General features: G+C 56.6%; 18 protein-coding genes. 7 read left to right on the forward strand and 11 right to left on the reverse strand.

Annotated elements, in window-relative coordinates; genetic code table 11:
* Window positions 1-24: 24 nt before the first annotated feature.
* Complete coding sequence (locus LIO64_RS05185) at window positions 25-975, reverse strand: thioredoxin family protein (RefSeq protein WP_290548384.1); 951 nt, start codon at window positions 973-975, stop codon at window positions 25-27.
* Between the two features lie 226 nt (window positions 976-1,201).
* Here LIO64_RS05185 and LIO64_RS05190 point away from each other — a divergent pair, with 226 nt between their 5' ends.
* A complete protein-coding gene (locus LIO64_RS05190) occupies window positions 1,202-2,425 on the forward strand; it encodes a saccharopine dehydrogenase family protein (protein WP_290548385.1) in 1,224 nt (407 codons plus the stop codon).
* Between the two features lie 159 nt (window positions 2,426-2,584).
* Window positions 2,585-2,917 carry an SMR family transporter gene (locus LIO64_RS05195; RefSeq protein WP_290548386.1) on the forward strand — a complete coding sequence of 111 codons (333 nt, stop codon included), beginning with the start codon at window positions 2,585-2,587 and terminating at the stop codon, window positions 2,915-2,917.
* A 158-nt stretch (window positions 2,918-3,075) separates the two neighbouring features.
* Here LIO64_RS05195 and LIO64_RS05200 read toward each other — a convergent pair whose 3' ends face one another.
* Complete coding sequence (locus LIO64_RS05200) at window positions 3,076-3,222, reverse strand: hypothetical protein (protein ID WP_290548387.1); 147 nt, start codon at window positions 3,220-3,222, stop codon at window positions 3,076-3,078.
* Window positions 3,223-3,271: 49 nt separating this feature from the next.
* Between LIO64_RS05200 and LIO64_RS05205 the strand changes: the two genes are divergently transcribed.
* Window positions 3,272-4,255, forward strand: coding sequence for a metallophosphoesterase (locus LIO64_RS05205; RefSeq protein WP_290548388.1), 984 nt, complete (start codon window positions 3,272-3,274; stop codon window positions 4,253-4,255).
* Between the two features lie 139 nt (window positions 4,256-4,394).
* Here LIO64_RS05205 and LIO64_RS05210 read toward each other — a convergent pair whose 3' ends face one another.
* The 9 genes from LIO64_RS05210 to LIO64_RS05250 form a co-directional block, all read right to left on the reverse strand.
* Window positions 4,395-5,321: a hypothetical protein gene (locus tag LIO64_RS05210; RefSeq protein ID WP_290548389.1), complete on the reverse strand. Its 927-nt coding sequence runs from the start codon at window positions 5,319-5,321 to the stop codon at window positions 4,395-4,397.
* On the reverse strand, window positions 5,305-6,291 hold the full coding sequence (locus tag LIO64_RS05215; RefSeq protein ID WP_290548390.1) for a hypothetical protein: 987 nt from the start codon (window positions 6,289-6,291) through the stop codon (window positions 5,305-5,307). The genes LIO64_RS05210 and LIO64_RS05215 overlap by 17 nt, the downstream gene beginning before the upstream one ends.
* Before the next feature lie 78 nt (window positions 6,292-6,369).
* Window positions 6,370-7,755, reverse strand: coding sequence for a DUF6056 family protein (locus LIO64_RS05220; RefSeq protein ID WP_290548391.1), 1,386 nt, complete (start codon window positions 7,753-7,755; stop codon window positions 6,370-6,372).
* Entirely contained in the window at window positions 7,755-9,206 is a 1,452-nt protein-coding gene (locus LIO64_RS05225; protein WP_290548392.1) for a hypothetical protein, read from the reverse strand. The genes LIO64_RS05220 and LIO64_RS05225 overlap by 1 nt, the downstream gene beginning before the upstream one ends.
* Before the next feature lie 25 nt (window positions 9,207-9,231).
* On the reverse strand, window positions 9,232-10,443 hold the full coding sequence (gene ftsA / locus LIO64_RS05230; protein WP_290548393.1) for a cell division protein FtsA: 1,212 nt from the start codon (window positions 10,441-10,443) through the stop codon (window positions 9,232-9,234).
* A 136-nt stretch (window positions 10,444-10,579) separates the two neighbouring features.
* Window positions 10,580-11,092 carry a peptidoglycan endopeptidase gene (locus LIO64_RS05235; RefSeq protein WP_290548394.1) on the reverse strand — a complete coding sequence of 171 codons (513 nt, stop codon included), beginning with the start codon at window positions 11,090-11,092 and terminating at the stop codon, window positions 10,580-10,582.
* A 127-nt stretch (window positions 11,093-11,219) separates the two neighbouring features.
* Complete coding sequence (locus LIO64_RS05240) at window positions 11,220-13,160, reverse strand: phospho-sugar mutase (RefSeq protein ID WP_290548395.1); 1,941 nt, start codon at window positions 13,158-13,160, stop codon at window positions 11,220-11,222.
* A 128-nt stretch (window positions 13,161-13,288) separates the two neighbouring features.
* A complete protein-coding gene (locus LIO64_RS05245) occupies window positions 13,289-15,073 on the reverse strand; it encodes an ABC transporter ATP-binding protein (protein ID WP_290548396.1) in 1,785 nt (594 codons plus the stop codon).
* Complete coding sequence (locus tag LIO64_RS05250) at window positions 15,067-16,917, reverse strand: ABC transporter ATP-binding protein (RefSeq protein WP_290548397.1); 1,851 nt, start codon at window positions 16,915-16,917, stop codon at window positions 15,067-15,069. The genes LIO64_RS05245 and LIO64_RS05250 overlap by 7 nt, the downstream gene beginning before the upstream one ends.
* A 177-nt stretch (window positions 16,918-17,094) precedes the next feature.
* Here LIO64_RS05250 and LIO64_RS05255 point away from each other — a divergent pair, with 177 nt between their 5' ends.
* The 4 genes from LIO64_RS05255 (at window position 17,095) to LIO64_RS05270 (ending at window position 21,240) form a co-directional block, all read left to right on the forward strand.
* On the forward strand, window positions 17,095-18,507 hold the full coding sequence (locus tag LIO64_RS05255; protein WP_290548398.1) for a hypothetical protein: 1,413 nt from the start codon (window positions 17,095-17,097) through the stop codon (window positions 18,505-18,507).
* Between the two features lie 75 nt (window positions 18,508-18,582).
* A complete protein-coding gene (locus LIO64_RS05260) occupies window positions 18,583-19,383 on the forward strand; it encodes an ABC transporter permease (RefSeq protein ID WP_290548399.1) in 801 nt (266 codons plus the stop codon).
* A gap of 15 nt (window positions 19,384-19,398) precedes the next feature.
* On the forward strand, window positions 19,399-20,217 hold the full coding sequence (locus LIO64_RS05265) for an ATP-binding cassette domain-containing protein (RefSeq protein ID WP_290548400.1): 819 nt from the start codon (window positions 19,399-19,401) through the stop codon (window positions 20,215-20,217).
* A gap of 18 nt (window positions 20,218-20,235) precedes the next feature.
* On the forward strand, window positions 20,236-21,240 hold the full coding sequence (locus tag LIO64_RS05270; RefSeq protein ID WP_290548401.1) for an MlaD family protein: 1,005 nt from the start codon (window positions 20,236-20,238) through the stop codon (window positions 21,238-21,240).
* Window positions 21,241-21,276 lie beyond the last annotated feature (36 nt).

Genomic DNA, 21,276 nt, shown 5'->3' on the forward strand with positions numbered 1-21,276 from the left:
CCCCAAGCCTTACAAAGAAATGAATTATTGGCCTTGTTCTTTTCTCATCGCCTCAATCCGGGACTTGAACTTATCCTTGTCGGCACGAATAACCTCTTTGAATATAAAAGCTCTATGGGAGACTTCCGTACCTGGCACCATCTCGATCACCTTGTCCAGAATCAGCAAACCTCCGTCCACGTCACCGGTAGAATACACATATGGTCTGAATTCCTCCATCAGCAACTTCTGCTGGATTTCCGGAAAAAGCTTGTCACGGTTGGGATAGGCCTTGATCGCCTTCAAAGCTTCCGCGGGCGGGGCCTTGTCCGTCACCTTTGCGGCCAGAAAATCCTGCAAGTCCTTCCGCTCTTTCTTGAGCTGGTCCGCACGGGTTTCCGCCGCTTTCAGGCCGGACTTGTCATCCTTGTCCAGCTTCTTGATTTCCGCCTTCACGTCCCCATAGAAACTGTCCACGTAATTCTCCGGCGCCAGCTTGAGCACTTCCATCAGAGCGGCAAGCCGGGTTTCATCCGTAGTGGCTTTGGACACCTTTTCCTCCGCTGTTTTCAGGGCAACCTTGTTCTTCAGGGCGTCCTGCATGGCCTTCATCACGTCTTCCCTGGAACGGCCGCCCACAAACCCGCCAAAGGGCTTGCCGAAGGCGTCCGCAAACACTACCGTCGGAAAAGCCCGCACCCCGTACTGCTGGGCCAGCTTGGCATTCGCGTCCTTCACTTCCTTGGGCTGCTCCTTTCTGCGCGGATAATCCAGTTCCACCAGCACGAAATCCTTCTGGGCTTCCTTCTGGAAATCAGGCTTGCTGAACACGCTGGCGCGGAGCTGCATGCAGGGAGGGCACCAGTCGGAACCGGTGAACTCGATCATGAGCTCCTTCTTCTGTTCGGCGGCCTCTTTTTTGGCGGCTTCCATATCGGTAAGCCATCCTTCCGCCGCAAAACAAGGAACGACGCAGGCGGCAACAACTATTGGCAAAATTTGTCCAATCATATTTATTATTGTTATAGAATATTCGGGGCCAATCCGTCAATCTCCTTTAATCATTCCTGGAAAAAATCCAACAGGACACATGGGCCGTCTTCCATGGAGGAAGACAGCTTCCGACGGGACCAATCCTGCGTACGGCCAAGGGGGAGTGACACTATTGCACCAATTCCGAGATTGCGTTTCAGCCTGTTTTCACTTATGTACTGGGCACATCATGAATACGGTTTTAATCATTGGAGCAGGTGGCGTAGGACATGTGGTAGCCAATAAATGCGCCCAGCTGCCGGACATCTTTCAACACATCCATCTGGCCTCCCGCACAAAAAGCAAATGTGACGCCATTGCGGAGGACGTGCGCGCCAGGACAGGCGTCACTATCACTACCCATGCCGTGGATGCGGACGACGTGCCCGCCACCGTGGCTCTCATCCGCGAAGTCAAGCCGCAGCTGCTGATTAACGTGGCGCTTCCCTACCAGGACCTCACCCTGATGGATGCCTGCCTGGAAACCGGGGTCAACTACCTGGACACGGCCAACTATGAACCCAGGGACGTAGCCAAATTCGAATACTCCTGGCAGTGGGCCTACCAGGACAAATTCCGCAAGGCCGGACTCTTCGCCCTGCTGGGCTCCGGCTTTGACCCCGGCGTCACCAACGTCTTCACGGCGTGGGCGCTCAAGCACCACTTTGATGAAATCCATACGCTGGACATCATTGACGTCAACGGAGGCAACCATGGCAAAGCCTTCGCCACCAATTTCAACCCGGAAATCAACATCCGGGAAGTGACGGCCCCCTGCCGCCACTGGGAAGACGGAGCCTTCCGGGAAACGCCCCCCATGAGCATGCACCAAAGCTTCAGCTGCCCGCAGGAAGTGGGCACCTATGAAATCTACCGCATGTACCATGAAGAAATGGAAAGCCTGGTCAAGCACATCCCCACCATCCGCCGGGCGCAATTCTGGATGTCCTTCTCCCCGAACTACCTCAAGCACCTGGAAGTGCTTCAGAACGTGGGTATGACCCGCATTGACCCGGTCATGTACAACGGCGTGGAAATCATTCCGCTCCAATTCCTCAAAGCCGTTCTGCCGGATCCCGGGGACCTCGGCAAAACCACCAAGGGAAAAACCTGCATCGGCAACGTCATCACCGGCGTCAAGGACGGCAAATTCAAGGCCGTGTACATTTACAACATCTGCGACCATGAAAAATGCTTTGAAGAAGTAGGCTCCCAGGCCATCTCCTACACCACGGGAGTTCCGGCCATGATCGGCGCGGAAATGATCCTGACGGGCAAATGGTCCGGAGCAGGCGTTTTCAACATGGAGCAAAACGATCCTGACCCATTCATGGACGAACTCAACAAACGCGGCCTTCCATGGCAGTGTGTGGAGCTCACGGAAGAACAGGCCAAAGCCCTGCAAGTCCACTGATCACCAGCTCCATCCGGAGCTGGCCGCCTCATCGGAAGCCAGGCTTTGAATCTTCAAATGCCTGGCTTTTTGCTCTCTTAATACTTGCCTGTGCTCGGAAAAGAAACGGTCCCGCTCCATGGGCGTTCCCTGGCGGGATGCTTTAACAAGAACAACCCCATGAAAGCATACTTCATCCTGCTGCTGGCTATTGTCCTGGAAACAATCGCCACCTCTTTCCTGAAACAGAGCGAGCAATTTACGAAGCTTCTGCCTTCCATCGTGACCATAGCAGGATATGCCGGTTCCTTCTATTGCCTCAGCATCGTATTGAAAAACATTCCGGTAGGCATCGCCTACGCCATCTGGTCGGGAATGGGCATTGTACTCATATCCGCCATCGGGTGGGCGCTATTTAAACAGCATCTTGATTTGCCGGCTATTTTAGGCCTGGCGCTCATCATCACCGGGGTTCTGGTCATCAATGTCTTTTCCAGCTCCGTCTCCCATTGACAGGAAAAAGAAGGAAACGCGTTTTTGCCGGAGGAAGAAGCTCCTTCTTTCAGGAGGCGTCCATGCGCCAGAAAAAAATCACGGCTTTCCGCCAAAAAATGACGGGATATCCCGTTCACCAGAAAGACGAATCTTCAACAGGACTCATGCCATCACTCCTAACGGCGGCGCTGACGGAATGCGCCCTGGCGATGAAAAATTATCTCGTTTTCAATGGATTCCACCGATCCCAACTCCTTGCCGACAGGAATAGCAACTGACCATTTCCGAAAAAAGAAAAGCCGCACGGCGTTTTTCTTCACCATGCATAATTTTCTGGTCCGGAAAGCAGACGGGGTGTAGAAACGGGAAGTCATGAAATACCTTGTATTATTTTTCATCTTTCTGTTTCCATTGGTACAGGCGGATGAACCGGCCCCATGGAAAATCGCCATCATCGGCGACACGCATGACTCCCCCAAGCGCATCGAAGGAAGCGAAGGGGTCGCCGTCAATTTCATCAAAACCCTTTATGGAGAAATCCTGAAGCACCATGTGGACATGGTTGTGCAGGTGGGAGACCTGGCGGACATTGAAGGAAGCGCCCCCGTGAACGGATTAGCCAAGCGCAAGGAACTCAATAAAATACTGGAAGAAAAAGGCATTCCCTTCTACGCCGTGCGCGGCAACCATGAATCCCTCCCCTTCCGCGCGAAACAATTCAGGGAACTCTTCCTGCCCACCCGGAAACAGGGAGCCAAAGGCCTGGCTACCAGAAAGCTGAACTACGGCATCCGCCATAAAAACGCCTCCCTGTACTTCATGGACATTGACCTGACCCCGGACCAGCTGGTGGACTTCAGCGCATGGATCAAACGAAACAGGAGCAAGGCCAACACGGTTCCGCGCCATTGCCTGGTCTTCACCCACCGCACCCTGCAAACGCCCATGCAATTCCGGGAATGCCTGTGGGGCCGCTATAACGACAGCGCGGCGGAACAGCAGAACATCTTTTACCGCAACCTCCGGGACGCTGGCGTCCGGCTCGTCGTCACCGGGCACCTGCACGCCCATGATTTATACAGGATCACATCCCCGGACGGAAAAAACACGCTCACTTCCCTCATCTGCGCCCCAGCGGGAAACAAGGTGCTCCCCCTCCCTTTCCTCTTGCCTGCCAAATCCAGGGTAAAAACGCTGCAATACCGCTCCGGCATCACGGCCTACTACATTCTCACCATCCACCCTGACTCTATAACCCTGGATACCTATTCCGCCCCCAACAACGGCATCACGGACCAAGGCCCGCAAGGCGGCGAATTTAAAAAACTGCACTCCTACGACATTCCGATAAATTGAAAAATTTCCTGACCATTTCTTCTTTCCATTTCGGAACAAATTAGCCCCCCCCACGCTTTCCGGGTTAGCATGAAAATACTCCTGCCCAGGCAAAGAATAGGAGCTTTCCTCCTTTCCGGATAGTTCCTGTTCCCGCGTATTATTCCAGACGCCCGGAACCACGAGACTTCACCTTTTTATTGTGCTGACGTCCACGGTCTCCCTTATATAAAAATTCCGTTCTGCCATCACGCCCTACAGTCCGGTCAATCAGGTCTCCGATTTCCTTATCAGCGTATCCGGCCTTTTTAAGATACTTGACCACTTCTCCGGCCTGACCCGGATAAAAACGAACCAGCATCTCCACAAACGCAGGCTCCAGCATCTTTTCCAAATCATACTTGCATGAACTATTCCTGTTTTCATTAGACAGCAGTTTATTGTTGTAATAGATCGACCGAGGCTCCGCCCCTCCAAATAGACTCAGTTTCCGCTCCTGTACCAGCCTCCAGGTCCTTTCGGCGCTCATTTTGTCGTATTCCTCCTTCATCTTGGCCTGTTTCCGGTTCAATTCCGGATCATACCCCTCCCGGAATGTTTTTAACACAGCCGCGCCATACTCTGACCATATCCCGGTCAAATCCTTTCTTTTCACACGGCATCGGGTGACAATTTCAGATATATCCAAGGCTAAACTGTTCATCCACCTCACAACTCTGGTCTTCAATTCATAATCCATGTTGTCATACAGACCATCTTTAGGGGTATTTTCATCGTAATCCCATGGGAACGTATCCGCCGAGGCTACAACATAAAAAATCCAGGACAATACTCTCACGTCTTCTGCGTTCACGTCTCCAGCTCCCTTGGAACTAAAAGCACCAAGCTTCTTGCGCACCTCCCGGTAACAATCCGGTAGTTCCTTTTCGTGCAGCAGGGAAAGAAACTCCTTCTTTTCCTGAGGAGACGTTTTGAACGCGGAGATGCTGTCGGGCAAAGGAAGCCGGAGCAGAGCAGGATTTCCTTCACCATACAAGATGCCGGCAGAACAAACGGTTAACAGCACTATTTTAACGAACGGATTCATGATTGTAATAATATTTATTGCGATAGGTTACGGTATCCCGGTCCACACAGCACCCAAATTTGGTAATCGTCACGATATGATACCGCTGCGGTCCCCAAATTTCCTGCCTGTAAAATTCCGCAAAACAAAAATGGCATCGCACTTCCACGATCTCGTGGCCGTCAAGGCTCTCCGTGCCCTCTCCACCCTCTCCATCATGGATGCACCAGGAACACACCCAGTCCCACGCTTGCGGAAAATGGGAATGCTCCACGTCAACGGCAAAAATCCCTCCCGTGACATTATCCTCCAATTGATTCGTTGCAGATACTTTGATAGCTTCATCTGTACCATTCCTAGAATGACCTGGGTCAAAATCCGTACCGGAAGGCTCCGACCCTTTGTCCCTCTCAATAATTTTGACATTTTTGAAGCTGACATCGGTCGGGTACAGCGTCAGCTTCAGGACGGCGGAAGCTCCTATAACGGTGGTCACTCCTTCCGGAAGTCTCTCCGTCGCCATTCCTCCATTCTTATGTTCTGCCCTGATCTCTGAGGGGACCACCACGTTCAGTGTCGTCTTTACTTTTCTCCCCTCACTGGTAATAGCCTGAATGGTCGCGGAACCACCCTGTTGAAGCCGTTTCTTTGCGGTAACCGTAATAGACAACTCTCCCTTTGTTTTTTGAGGGATTTCAATGTATTCCTCCCCTTTTTCTTCCACTTTCCATTCAACTTCTTTTATATTCCCCAACGGTTTTCCCGTCAAAGTCAACGTCACCTTTTCCCCCACACCAATCGTCTTTCTTTCTTTGTCAGCCTTCCGATCAGTAGTGTTTCCCAAATATATATCAGCGGAATATTCCTTTGTTTCCGTTTCAATGCTCAACCCACCAGCGCCCTCCTCATCCGTTCCAGCACGGGAAAAGCTACACAGAAAAACCGCGCAGCATATTAAAAGAAATCTTGTACTTTTAAAGAAGCCTTTCATAAACTAATGGAGATACAATTAACACCATTCTTCTTCAAGTGACAACAAAAAAATCTAACATTTCATTAATTTATCTGCTTATAAAATTCTGACACTGTTTACGCCATAATACATCGCCGCGCCCCGGTTGACGTAGTCATCCGGATTTTGCGACAGATCCACCCAGAAGATGAAGGAACACCAGGGAGAAGGTCGCTTGAAGGGAGGAACGGCGATTTCCTGAATACCTTCTTTTTTCCGTTCCAGAATCAGGCGGACGCGCTGTTCATGCTGCCGGAACATAAGCAGGTGGTCGTGAAGGGTGGAAAGAACGCATATTCCAGACAGTGTCAGAAAAACGGCCACCGTTATCCGCGGACGGGGCACGGCAGCAGGAACGCCATACCATGCCTGGAGAAGAGCCAGCACGCCGATACCGAACAGCAGCGTGGAAGAGAACATGGCATGGTCCGCCGGAACAACGGCGGCGGCAAAGGAAAGGGCCATGGCATACGCCGTCAGGATATACGCTGCGGCTATCCCCATCCGGATTTTCCATGGCTGAAAGGCACTCCGGTTTCTCCGGAAACATCTCCACAGAACCCAGGCAGCTACGAACCCCAGCAGCACGGGAAGAAACAGGTACTCATGCATCCGGAGCAGGAGCGCAGGCACCGCTTCCAACCTGTCCCACACGCCGGAGAGGGGTTCCGCGCAGCCGGGCGTGGCGGAGTGCATCCGCGCGGAGACGCCGGGAGCAAGCAGCATGCAGAGGGCGCCCGCCACATGCGCTGCAACGCCCGCATAAAACCACAGGGGAAGTTTTTTCTTCCGTACCAGGCGGACGAATACAAACACGGCTCCCAGCAGCAGCCAGGCTCCCGGAATGTTGTTTTCATTGGTCATTCCCGCTAGAAATCCCAGCGCCAGCACGGCGGCCCACCATCCCCAGCCGTTTTTTCCACCACCTGCTTTTTTCCCTTCTGCCCCGCTTTCCAGCAAGCCACGGTACAGGCACAGGAAACCGAGCCAGAGGGCGGCGCCCCAGGAGTAGTTGGTCGCGCCGGAGAGCCAGTAAATCGTGACGCCGGGCCGGGCCGTACAGGTGAAGAACAGGAGGAGGCCTATCCCGAACAGCCGCACATCCGGCCAGGAACGGGGATTGACCCTTCTCCCGGCAGCCAGATAGAACATCATCAGCGCGATGCCGACCTGCACGAAGGGGTTGACCAGAATGAAAAGCCATTTCCCTGCCGTCGCCACGGCAAAGGCCAGGTATTCCCCTATCCTGGGGTTCCAGTTCATATAGGAGGCCACACAGCGTTCCCACACCAGGCCAAAGGAAAAACGGTGTTCCATGCCCGTCAGGGCATGATGGTACGTGTCAGAGGTGAACGGACTCCACCAACTGACCAAAGCCACATACAGGAGGGCGGCAACGACCAGCGCCCAAAACCACACCCTGGACGTACGGGGAGACGGCATCAGCTCGGGTCCTGTTTCTTTTTCCGCAAAGCCGGAGGCAGATCCAGGTCTTCACCATCCAGAATGAGGGGCCTCACACGGGCAAATAGGCCGTGGCCCGCGCGTTCTTCCTCTCCTTCCTCCGGAGGAGTTCCTTCTTCAAGTTCCTTGATGTCCGGAGCTGGAATCAATTCTTCTTCCGGCTCATCATCCTCAACAAATTCTTCCGCAACAGGTTCCGGGCATGGTTCTTCCACATCAGGCACGGCAGGAACAGGCCTGACCGGCACCAGTTCCTCTTCCAGCTCATGCTCATCCCTCCTGGCGGAAGGAACGGAAACGGAAGGCTCCGGTTCCGGAAACAGTTCCGGTCCGGAAACGGCTGCGGGAGCCACAGGCTGAATCATGGCCTTCCCCTCCCCGATGAAAGGTTCTTCCTCGGGAACGAGAACCGCCTGAGCTTCCGGCTCCCGGCGGAGAACGGGGGAAGAAGAAATCTCCGGCTCATCCACAGGAACCACACCCAGCACGGTCAGGAACAGGCGGTCTTCCGCCTGTTCCGCCACGGAGGCGCCGATATGGAGACGCACTCCATTCCCCAGCATTTCAGCTACACCGCCCACTAGCGCTTCCAGCCGCTGCAGAGTCAGGGAACTTCCGCCACGCACCAGCACCAGCACGTCATCCACTTCCCCCAAACGTTTTTCCAGGAACAGAGGAGAATGACGCACCTGGTCCAGCATCTCCGCCGTGGAAGCGCCCGCAGACGCTTCACCCACGCCGAAGGAACAAATTCCCTTCCCTGTCCCGGCCACCCGGATCAGGTCGTCCAGCCCCACGCGGAGCAGGCTTCCCGAAGAGTTCAGCAGGGACGGTACAATGAGCACGGCGCGCGCGATCAGGGCATTGACGACGGAAAAGGCTTCCAGCACTCCCTTGTCAGAGTCAATCAGGCTTTCCATGGCGTCATTGTCAAATCTCAGCACCATGTCGGAATACAGGGCAAGCCGGGACAGCGCTTCATCCGCCAGGGCGGCGCGCCGCTCCCCTTCAAACCGGAAGGGGCGGATAACGACGCTGACGACGTAGGAGCCCTGCTCCTTGGCCAGCCGCGCCACCTCCGGAGCCACGCCGGACCCTGTCCCACCACCAAGACCGGCCGCAAGAACCGTCAATGCACTGCCTTCCAGCGCCCGGAGAATGGAGGATTCACTTTCACAAGCCGCCTGCGCCCCCACGGAGGCGTCTCCGCCGGAGCCGAGTCCGCGGGTAAGCCGGGCGCCCAGGTGAACCTTGCACGGAACGGCACAGGCATTCAGCAGGCGGGCGTCCAGGTTCATGGCGCACACGGAAGCCGCCTGCGGAGCCAGCAGCAGAACTTCCTCCATCACCTTGGTGCCTGCGGCGCCAATGCCGCACAGGGAGATTTTTCCGGGTAGTCCGGATGGGTCCTGGGGAGAAAAGTCCAGCATGGTATTTGATTTGGGTAGAGTTTGATCAGGCACGCTTCCCGGCAAAAAGACCCAGCATGCGTCCCAGCCAGCTGCGCTGCGGCGGCAGCTCGGCATCCAGAATCTGGGCGTACCGTATCAGGCCGATGGCCGTGCAGTAGCGCGGATCGTCCAGGTAGGAAGGCGCCCCGTTCTTGACCAGCGTGGGGCGGCTGATCGCCACGCCGAACACGTGGGAGGCCAGTTCCCCCACGCCGCGCATCAGGCTGGCTCCGCCGCACAGGTAAACGCCATGGCAGCGGTTGCCCTTGAAAGTGTCCTTGGGCAGGGAGGATTTGACCAGGTTGAAAATTTCCAGCAGGCGGGAACGGATGATTTCATTCAGCACGTTGCGCTCAATGACCGCGTCCTTCATGTTCCCTTCCCCGCGCACACGCACCATTTCATTGGTCTTTCCGGAAAAACTGTTGGCGTCTCCCTCCGTCTTCTTGAGCAGTTCCGCCTGCGCCAGCGGAATGCCGGTCATCAGCGTGATGTCATTGGAAATATGGTCGCCGCCCAGGGGCACGCAGCCGGAGGCCACCAGCTGGCCGTCCAGGTAAAGCACATAATCCGTGGTGCCCGCTCCCATGTCAATGAGAAGGGCGCCCGCCTGCTTGACCTGCCTGTTGAGCACGAACTGGGCGGTGGCGATGGGAGCAAAAACTACGTCCGCAATGTCCAGAGGCACTTCCCGCACGCAGCGGAAGGAGTTGGTAATGCGGGATTTGATGCCGTGAATGATGTGGCAGTCAATGTCCAGCGTCCTTCCGGTCAGGCCGGCGGGATTGGTCAGGTTTTCCTGGCCGTCCACGGAAAAGAGGCCGGGCACACGATGCAGAACGAATTGTTCCGGCCCGAGGGCAATGTCACGGGCGATTTCCGTCACCTCGTCCATATGCTCCTGGGAAATGATGCTCTCATCCGGGGGCAGCCGGAAGGTTCCCCGGTTGTTCTGTCCCACGATGTGGGCGCCCGTCACGGACAGATAGACGGTCATGATGTCCACGTCCGCATGGTCCTGGGCCATGTTCCAGGCATCGTAAATGCACTGGATGACCTTGGAGGTGTCTTCAATCTCTCCGCGAACCACGCCCTCACTGGGAACCTCACCCACGCCGATGATCGTCACAGTCGCGTCCGGCTTCACTTCGCCCACGACCATGCAAGTCTTGCTCGTCCCTATCTCAAGTCCTACGTGAATTTTTGTCTTAGCCATGAAAATCAAGGAACTATCAACGTCCTCACACCTGTTAGCACATTAATTCCCGTTGATCAAGAAAGCCTGCGCGCGCATACGCAAAAACTGCGTGCTTATACGCAAAAAACGCGGTTTTCCGCCGCGCCGGACCGGATCAAAGGCCCGTGGGATGGCGCACCAGGAAATTCCGGGCATTGCGACCGTCCACCCTCCAGCGGGGTCCTTCGCCGCGCCGCCCGCTGCCGGTGGTGTCAAACCGGAGGCCGCAGATGACCATGAAAACATGCCCGTTCTTCGCATAGATGGAAATCCAGTCCCCGGCCCCCTTCTGCCCGTAGTTCAGGAAGAGCTTGGAATGGCGGGTGGAAGTGAGCAGGCCGGCTTCTTTCAGCACAAAGGAAGTGCTGCCGGAGCAGTCATAATGGGTATCGTAATGTTTCCTGTGGCCGCCTCCCAGACGGTAGGGCTTGTTGACCAGGGAATTGGCGGCCGCAATGGCGCGCTTTACCTGCGCGGGGGCATTCCTGGGGGGAATGGCCTTTCCGTTGTGAAGAACGGCCGTCTTGCCGGGAACGAAGTGGTAGGCCGGAAGCCGTGCCGGAGCTTCGACTTGTTGCTGGGTGGAGCAGGAGGAGAGAAGAAGGCCGGCCAACAGGGCACCGGCCACGGAGAGAGTTTTGTGGACCGCAAATGTCATAAGAACTATAAACTGCGGAATTCGTTCTTCCTTGGCAAGAAAATAAATTTCCCCCGTCCACATTACATGGTAGACGGGGGAAGAAAATCAACAATATTTAGCCGTTGGAACGGGCGTGGGCATCTTTCTCCACGGCCGTCCACAGGGAATCCAGGGAGGCCTGGACTGCCGGCAGGGCGTCCTTCACGGGAATACCCGGTTTCCCGTGGCCAAAGAGGTAGTACTTGATCTTGGGTTCCGTTCCGGAGGGGCGCACCGCAAAGCTGCGGCCGTCCGCCAGGTCCACAAAGATCATTTTTTCCGCCGGAATGGGATCGCCTTCCACATCCACCATGTCTCCCCTGGAGAAATCACGGATGCCGCTGACGGCTACGCCGTCCACCTCCGTGGGAGGATTGGCGGAATAGGAGGCGGACAGGGCGGCGATTTTCGCCGCGCCGTCTGCGCCTTCCATGACCAGGGATTTTCCCATCTCCAGGTACACGCCGAATTTTTCAAAGAGTTCATGCAGCAGCTCCAGAAGGCTCTTGCCGATGCTTTCCGCGTAGGCCGCCAGTTCCGCAAAGATGATGGCGGCGGAGTTGGCATCCTTGTCCCGCACAAAGTCCTGGGCCAGGTACCCATAGCTCTCTTCCCCGCCGAAGACGAAGTAGCGGCTGTATTCCAGGCGCAGGGCGCGCGTCTGCGCCTCGCTCATGCGGCGGTAGCCTTCCCGTTTTTCCGCAGGGATGGCTTCTTCATACTTGCCGAGCTTCTGGGCAATGTACTTGAACCCCGTAAGAACGTTGACCACTTCATAGCCGAAGTGGTTGCCGATGGCGTCCTGCAGGCCGGTCGTCACAAAAGTTTTCACCATCACGGCGCGGGAACGGTTGGAGTCATTGATGATACCCAGCTCAGACATGCTCATGCAGCGGTACCACGCCAGCAGGGAACCGATCTGGTTGCCGGTCAGCAGGTGCATCTTTCCGTCTTCCCCGCGCACGGCCACGCCCATGCGGTCTGCGTCCGGGTCCGTGGCAATGACGATGTCCGCGCCGGAAGCGTCCGCCTGCTCAATGGCCAGCGCCAGGGCCGGAGGATTTTCAGGATTGGGAGAGGCTACCGTGGGGAAGCGGCCGTCCTGCACGTCCTGCGCCGCCACGGTCTGCACGTTGCAGCCCAGTTCCTTCAGAAGGGGCACAATGATATGGCCGCCCGTGCCGTGCAGGTTGGAGTAAACGATTTTGGCGCCGCCACGGCTGAAGAGTTCCGGACGGAGCAGCACGGTTTTCAGGCGGTCCATGTAGATGCGGTCAAAGGAGGCGTCCAGCACGTGAAGGGATCCGCGCCGGTTTTCCGGGAGCGGTTCATATTCCTCGGACGTCAGGGAGTTCACTTCCGCAATCACGGCCTTGTCATGGGGGGGCACCAGCTGAGCGCCGTCGCTGAAGTAGGCCTTGAAGCCGTTGTCATGGGAAGGATTGTGGCTGGCGGTCAGCACCACGCCGGAATCCGCATTCAATTCACGGATGGCGAAGGAGACCTCCGGGGTGGCGCGGGGACTGTCAAACAGATAAATATCACAGCCAAGGTCCGTACCGATCCTGGCGCAGAATTCGGCAAAATCACGGGAGAAGTGGCGCGTATCGTGACCGATGACCAGGCGCGGTTTTCTACCCGGGTCCGTGGCTTCCACATGCTTTTTCACATAAATGATCAGGCCGCGCATCGCACGCCCCACATTAAAATAGTTCATGCAGGCGGTTCCCACGCAGGGATATTCCGGGCGGCCGTTCACGCCGCCGTTCCCCTGCTCCGCCAGGGTCACGATATTACCGATGGTGCGGCCGCGCAGCCCCCCCGTGCCGAAAGCCAGGGTCTTGTAAAAACGGTCATTCAGTTCCTGCCATTCCCCGGCGGAAGCCAGTTCCTCTACAGCCTCCCGCGCTATGGGGGATTTGGTTCCGGCCAGCAAAAGGCGGATATTGGTCAGGGAAGATTCCAAAAGCTTCCCCTCGTTAACGGCATTCGTCAGGGCTTCATCCAGTGTGTTCATGCTGGCGGAATAGTACATCATGGCCCTTGTTTGACAATAGCTCTTTCCACCATGGCCTGAGAAAAAATCGCCATCTCCGCCCGAATCCGGACGCAGGAAAAAACCTTCCGCTCCCGTCCCTCTTTTACCTAGAGAGACTGGCGGTCATACAATTCCCGGTACAGCGGGCAGGATGCATAAAGCTCCCCATGGGTTCCGTCCCCAATAATGCGGCCTCCCTCAAACACCAGGATGCGCGTCGCTACGCGGATGGAGCTGAAGCGGTGGGCCACGATCAGGGCCGTTCTTCCTTCCACCAGACGGTCCAGCTCATGCTGGATCTGGGCCTCGCTCTCCGCATCCAGAGAGGCGGTGGCTTCATCCAGAATCAGGATGGGGGCGTCTTTCAGGAAGGCGCGGGCTATCGCCACGCGCTGGCGCTGGCCGCCGGACAATCCGCTGCCGCCATCGCCGAGCATGGTCTGGTAACCGTCCGGCATGCCCATGATGAAATCATCCGCGGCGGCGGCGCGTGCCGCTGCCATGACTTCCTCATCCGTAGCTTCCTGCCGCCCCATCCGGATGTTTTCCATAATCGTCCCGTGAAACAGCACGGGATGCTGGGAAACGAAGGCAATATTCTTGCGCACATCGTGCAGGGAGGCGGCTCTCACATCCACTCCGTCCATGCGCAACGCACCGGAACTGACGTCGTAAAACCTGGGCAGAAGGCTGGCAAACGTGGTTTTCCCGGCGCCGCTGGGCCCCACGAGACCAACCACTTCCCCGGGCCGGATGTGAACGTCAATGCCGGAAAGCACCTGGCGGACGCCGTCATAGGAGAAGGAAACGCCGTCGTAGTCCAGCCGCCCGGTGGCGCGTCCCAAAGGAACGGGATGGGCGGCTTCCGGCATGGTGTCCGGCTCTTTCAGAAGGTAATTGATGCGCTCCAGGGAGGCATGAGCGCTTTTCAGGTTGGTCAGCGTTACGCCCAGGCGTTTGAGGGGATCGTAACACATGAACAGGGCCGCAGCCAGGGCGGTGAAATCAGCCTTGGTGATGCCCATTTCGTGCCCCCTGACCAGCAGGATGCCAAGGCCCAGCGCCGTCACCATTTCCAGCACCGGCACCAGGAAGTGCCTGTACTTCACTGTTCTGAGATTGATCTTGAAAAATCGCTGAATCAACCCCAGGAAGAGCCCCACCTGCTGATCCTGCATGCCGTAGGAACGGATTTCACGCTGGGACGCCAGGTTTTCCTGGGCGGCGGCCGTGATATTGCCCAGCTCGTCCTGCGCCTGCTTGGCCTTTTTCATCACGCGGTTGCCAAAGAAACGGATGGGCCATATCGCCAGAACGACCAACCCCAGGTTCATTAACACCACCGCCGTATTGGGATCAACAAAGACCTTGTATACCAGGAAGGCGAGGGCAGTCAGCAGGGTGAAAGGCTGTTTGATGATGTCATTGGCCGCTACCACCAGCCCCCCCTGAACGCTGGCGGCGTCATTGATGAGGCGGCTGATCAGGTCCCCCCGTTTCTGACGGTCAATGAAAGAGAGGGGCAGCGTCTGTAATTTGGAAAAAGCGTCCAGCCTGATTTCCTCCAGCACCTTCATGCTCACGATGCTGATCCAGTACACATTGAAGAACGTTCCTATGCCGCGGATGGCGAAGATCAGCGGAAGCAGGGAACATACGATCAGAAGCACGGCGATGTGCCTGTGCTCCGGGTCCACCATACGGGCGATCAGGTCCTGAAGCTCCGGAGGAATCTGTGTATTGTCAAACACCACCGGGAACACCTTGGCAATCATCAGCGGAAAGCCGAAACCGCTGGCAGCAGCAGCCAAAGCCCCAGCCGCCAGCGCGGCGATGAATAGTTTCATCACCGGTTTCAAATACCGTGCGTATTCAAAAAACTGTTTTAACATGAAGCGCCTCCTTCCTCTTCCGCAACCATCTGCTGCTTATTGTAAAGTTCCCGGTACAAGGGGGATGAGGCCATTAGCTCCTCATGCGTGCCATCCGCAATGATGCTCCCTTTTTCCAGCACCAGAATGCGGTCCGCCATGCGGATGGTGCTGAAACGGTGGGCAATGATAAAGGTCGTGCGTCCGGCGGCCAGCTTTTCAATCTCCCTCTGGATCAGTTCCTCACTCTTCATGTCCAGGGAGGCGGTCGCCTCATCCAGCACCAGAATGGGCGCGTTTTTCAGAAAGGCCCTCGCCAGGGAAACGCGCTGCCGCTGTCCTCCGGAAAGCCCTTCTCCCATTTCCCCGATCATCCGGGCATAGCCTTCCCCCGTCTCATTGATGAAGCTGTCTACGGCGGACATGCGCCCGGCTTCCTCCACCTCCGCGTCGGAAGCATCCGGACGGCCGATGCGGATGTTGTCCGCCACAGAACCACGGAACAGCACGGGATACTGGGAAACAAGGGCAATGTGGGAAAGCAGGTCCTTCTTGCCCATTTCACGCACGTCAATGCCGTCCACCTTTACGGTGCCGGAAAGCACGTCGTAAAAACGGCACAGCAGATTGATGAACGTGGTTTTCCCGGCTCCGCTGGGTCCTACCAGGGCCACCACCTGCCCCGCCGGAATGCGGACGTCAATGTTTCTCATGACGGGGGCGTCCTCCTGGTAGCCGAAACAGACATTCCTGAATTCCACGTCACCCTTCCATTCTTCCGGGCTCCTTGGGACTTCCGGTTCGGGGACGTCATCAGCGGCATTCAGCACATGGTTGATGCGTTCCAGCCCGGCGTTCAGGGTTTCCGCCTTATTGTGGACCGCGCCCAGCCTTTTCACCGGTTCATAGCAAAGGTACATGGCCGTAGCCAGCGCGGCGAAATCTCCCATGTTCATGCCGTTCATGTTGCCGACGAAAAGAGTGGCGGCCATGGCAATGGCGCTGACGAATTCGATTAAAGGCGTCAGCAGGCTCTGCCACCTGACCGCGCTGATGGAAGCCTGGATATAGCGGCGAATCCTGCTTCTGAACAGATCTGTCTGCTGCTGTTCCAGCTCAAAGGCCCGGATATCCCGCTGGGAGGAAAAGTTCTCCTGAAGCGTGGAAGAAAGATCGCCCTGGCTCGCCTGGACTACCCGCGCGCGGGAAAGCATTTTCTTGCCGATGTAACGGATGGGAACCACGCAAACTCCCACCAGAAGCATGTTCGCCAGCAGAATGAGAAATTGCTCGCTCACGGAAGCCCTGTAAATCAGGAACCCCAGCGCTGCCAGAAGAGTCAGCGGCTGGATAATCAGGTCATTGGCTATCTGCACCAGGCCTCCCTGGAGGAACTGGGTATCCTGCATCAGGCGGCTCAGCAAGTCCCCCTTCTGCTGGCGATCATGAAAAGCCAGGGACAAGTCCTGATACTTTCTGTACACCTTGAGGCGCAGCGTTTCCAGCACGCCCAGACCAATCTTGGAAAGCAAATAAACATTGACGAAAGAGGACAGGCCGCGCACCACCACCACCAGAGGAAGCATGGCCGCCGTGACCCACACCGTCACCCAGGGCAAATTCTCCGGTCTCACGTACCACAGAAGAAAGCGTTCCGCCCATGGAGGCAGCGGCTTCCCGTCAAAAATCACGGGGAACATCTCCTGTAAAATAACCGGAATGCCAAAGCCGCTGGCAACAGCGGCCACCATGCCGCCGATTACAGCCCACACCAGCGTGCCTTTATAGGGGAGAAGATACTCGCGCCATAAAGCCGCGGCGCGCTGCAGGGAGGAGTCCTGCCCCTGTGTTGACTGTTTCCTCATAAGTAGTTCCGGATTGATGCGCCCGAGGACGGACGGAGTTCAATCGGGGCAGATCATACCATGAAAACCGTCGATGACAAGCTCCTTGCGACAAAAACTCCACAGGAACGGTCCGGGAAGAAAGGCCGGGGCATCCCGGCTTGCCCGACTCCCCGGAATGGTCTACCCTGCCGGCGCATGCTGAAGACAGGACTGATCCAGCCGGAAACCATTCCCGGCCATTTCCCCCGGAATCTCAGAACCATTGTGGAACTGTACCGTTCCTGCCTGGACGGAGGGGCGGAGCTTGTCCTTTGTCCACCCCGGGCTCTCAGCGGCATGTACACCGGAGAACTGGCCCTCCGCAGCGGCTTCTGGTCCCAGTACCGGGCGGCTCTGGCGTATCTGGCCCGGGAGATAGGAGAAGTTCCCCTGCTGCTGGGGGAAGAGGACGCGGAAGGCCTCCGCTTCCATCTGCTCCGGAACGGCCTTTCCTTTCCCCAACCAGCCTTTATTCCTCAGACAGTCCAGGGAATGGAAACCGTTCCTGTCTTCGGCATTTGCCGGACGGCGGATGAAGCGTTTTTTTCCATCACTCCATGGTCGGAATCCTTCCCTGCCCCTTCTGCCGTTCCGTGCCTGCTGCTGCGCACGCCTGCCGATGCGTGGCACGAAGGGCTGATGGAACAGGACGAACAGGAAGCCTGCCGCCTGGCGCGGGAAACAGGGCTGCCCGTCTTCACCTGCCGCCTGGCCGGAGGTGAAGGTCCTTTCCTGCTCCCCGGGGCGTCTTCCGCCTGGTCAGGCAACGGAACCTTTCTCGGACGGCTGCGCCTTTTTGAGAGGGATTCCGCCATCATTTCTCCGGAACATTCCACGGGAGAAGACTCTTCCCTGCCCGCACCGGAAGAACAGCTCCGGCATGCCCTCAGGAAAGGCATGACGGACTTCATCCTGAAAACCGGCCATGCCTCCGCCTGTCTGAATCTGGTGGAAAACTCCGCCTCCCTCCTTCTGGCGTATTTGTTAAACCAGGTACTCCCCCCGCTGGCCGTAACGGGCATCATTCCCCATCTTCCCGGTTTTCCGGAACAGGATCTAGTGCGGGCAAAAGCCTTTGCCGGCAAAATGGGCATTCCCGTCAGGGAGTTGCCCTTCCCTGCAAACAGGGCCGCCGAAGAATTGGATAGCCGTTTCACGGCTGCATGGCGCATGCGCCAATGGGCGCAGGAGGAAGGTTCTCTTCTGCTGTCCTCCCTGAATGGAACGGACATGATGACAATCCCGAAGCTTCTTCCGGCGGCCCTGGCCGCAGACTTCATGCCGCTGGCGGATTTATATGAGACGGAACTGGCGGAACTGTTCCCCGGCTTTCTTGCGCCGGATCCGGATGCAGCCATGCGGGACAAGCTCCTTATCCGCCTGCATCGGGAGCATGAAGCCGCTACGCCGCTGGCGGACCTCATGCCGGAATCTGAACAGGAAATCCGCCGCATGCAGCGCCAGGCCCGCGCCTCCGAGTGGATGCGGCGGAAACTACCGCCGCGCCTCATGCTCCGCTCCGTTCCCGGCGCACCGGAAACGCCTTACGTCCATCGGCTGATGGACTGACGCAGTACCTTCCTTTTCTTCCCGTGGCGCACATTGCGCTTGCTCTTGAAGAGGAAGAAGTGATTAGTAGAAGCCATGCAATTCCACTTAGCCACCATGGTCGGCCGCGCCGCTCTAGGGCTGATTGATCATCTGGGATCAATCGGATTGCTGCTTTACAAGGTAACGGCAAGCATGTGGTCCGGAAAATTCCGGATGCGCGTTCTTGTGGAACAAATTGCAAAAATCGGGGTGCAGTCCCAACCGGTGGTTATTATCACCGGTGCATTTACCGGAGCCGTGCTGGAAGCCCAGACCCTGTTCCAGCTCCAGACGGTAAGAATGGAAACCATGGGTGGCGCCGTTGTAGCGGTGGGCATGTTCCGGGAATTGGGCCCCGTCATTACCGGATTGATGCTTGCGGGGCGCGTCGGGTCCGCCATGGCCGCGGAAATAGGCACCATGAAAGTCACGGAACAGGTGGATGCGCTTAATTCCATGAACGTGGACCCGGTGGATTATCTGGTAAAACCACGCATCCAGGCCATGCTCATTTCCATGCCCATCCTGATGATGGAAGCCGTGCTGGTCGGCATCGCCGCCGCTTACATCGTCAGCATTACATCTTTCAATGTGGACCAGGCCTACTGGATGCACTTCATGAGCAAATTCGTCACCATGGGGGATATCATCGTATCGCTGGTCAAGGCCCTGGTCTTCGGCCTCATTATCTCCACCATCTCCTGCCAGGAAGGCCTGAACACCACGAACGGGGCCGTAGGCGTGGGCAAATCCACCATGCAGGCCATGGTATACGCTTCCGTGGCCCTTCTCATTGCCAACTTCATCCTGACCATGGTTCTCAACTCCATCTTCCCCATGGGATTCATGAGATAACCCTTCCGCGCCGCCATGCAGCCATTCATCCGCGTTCACCAGCTCAGACAAAGCTTCGGCACCCAGGAAGTGCTGAAAGGCGTGAGCTTTGACGTGGGGAGGGGAGAGCTGGTGGCGCTGATCGGCGGATCCGGCGCCGGTAAAAGCGTGATCCTGAAACATCTGGACGGTTTGATGGATCCGCTGGACGGCTATGTGGAAATAGATGGCAGGCGCATCAGCGGCGCGCCGGAAAAAATCAAGAAACAAATCCGTGGCAAAATCGGCTTCATGTTCCAGCAGGGAGCCCTCTTCGACTCCCTAAGCGTCGGGGAAAACGTTGCATTCCCCCTGCTGGAGGAGGGAATCAAGGATGAAGATGAGCTGAATGCCCGGATCTCCGCCGCCCTGGATTCCGTAGACCTGCTGGGGCAGCAGGAAAAAATGCCGGCCAATCTCTCCGGAGGCATGATCAAGCGCGTAGCTGTAGCAAGGGCCATCGTCATGATGCCGGAATGCCTGCTGTATGACGAACCCACTGCGGGACTGGACCCCATCGTCACGGACAGCATCAGCTTCCTCATCCGGCAAATATGTAAGGACAAGGGCATCACCACCGTGATCGTCTCCCATGACATGCCCAGCGTGATCCGCATTGCGGACAAGATCGTCTATCTCAGAAACGGAGAAGTTTACTGGACGGGAACCCCGGAGGAATTGCTGCATTCCAACGATGAAATCCTGCAAAGATTCCTGTACGGGGATTCCGGAGAAAACTGGGCATCCCTGGCCGGCAGTCATGAAAACTTTCAACGGGTTCTGCTGGAACGGGCGGAACGGGAACGAAAACAATAATCATTTTACCACAGTGCCATGAAGCAGAAACTTAAACCGGAAACCTGGGTGGGCCTCTTCCTGATTGCCGGAATCCTGATGATCATCGGCGTCATCCTGGGGTTCGGCAACATCAAAACCACCAAGGAACAAACCTACCCCATCAACATCATCTTCAAGGATGCGGCAGGCCTCATCAAGGACTCCCAGTTACGCCTGGGAGGCGTCACGGTGGGAAAAGTCACCAAGGCGCCTGAACTGCTGCCTTCCGGAAATGAAGTCATGCTGGAAGCCAACATCCAGAGCGATGTGAAAATCCAGGAAGGCTCCGTCTTCCGCGTAGACATGCAGAACATCCTGGGTGACAAGTACATTGACATCGTTCCTCCGACACGTCCCACCCATAACTATATCCAGCCCTATGCCACCATCATCGGACAGCCGGAAAGCGATTTCAGCAAGATCAAAAACAACGCTGTGGGCGCTACGGAGGAAATCCTGAAAATTCTCAAGCAGATTGAAAAAAATTCGGACAACATTGATGATGCCATTTTAAACATCGGGGAGGCAGCCAAGGGCCTCGCCCAAACTACCAAACTGATCAATGAAAGCATTCTGAGCCAGGAAAACCTCCAGCATGTCAGCAGTATGCTGGCACAGATGAACCAGGCCGGAAAACAGCTGCCCGCCATCATGGAAGAAACGCGAACCTCCGTAGCGGCCATGAAGGACACCATCAAAGACGCGCGCAAGATCATTGCCGGAGCGGAAGAAAAGCTCAACAGCCTGGACCCCGCCATCAAGGAAATCCCCCCCACGCTGAGCGCCCTGCGCAAGGCGTCCGAGCAAATCTCTTCCGTCACGGCGGACGCGCGTAAAAACCAGGGGTTCCTGGGGCTGCTCCTTTACGACGCACGTTTCCGTTCCAATGCCCAGGAATTCATCCGGAATCTGAGGGACTACGGCATCCTGCGATACCGGAATCCGAACGAACCCCAGGCCAAGCCGGATCCCCGCGGAGGTTTTTCAGGAAGCCGCCGCTGAAGAACGCGAACAATTCCGGGTGAAGCCGCTTTACAC

Origin of the sequence: Akkermansia sp., from assembly GCF_020860705.1 — a bacterium.
GTDB lineage: Bacteria > Verrucomicrobiota > Verrucomicrobiia > Verrucomicrobiales > Akkermansiaceae > Akkermansia.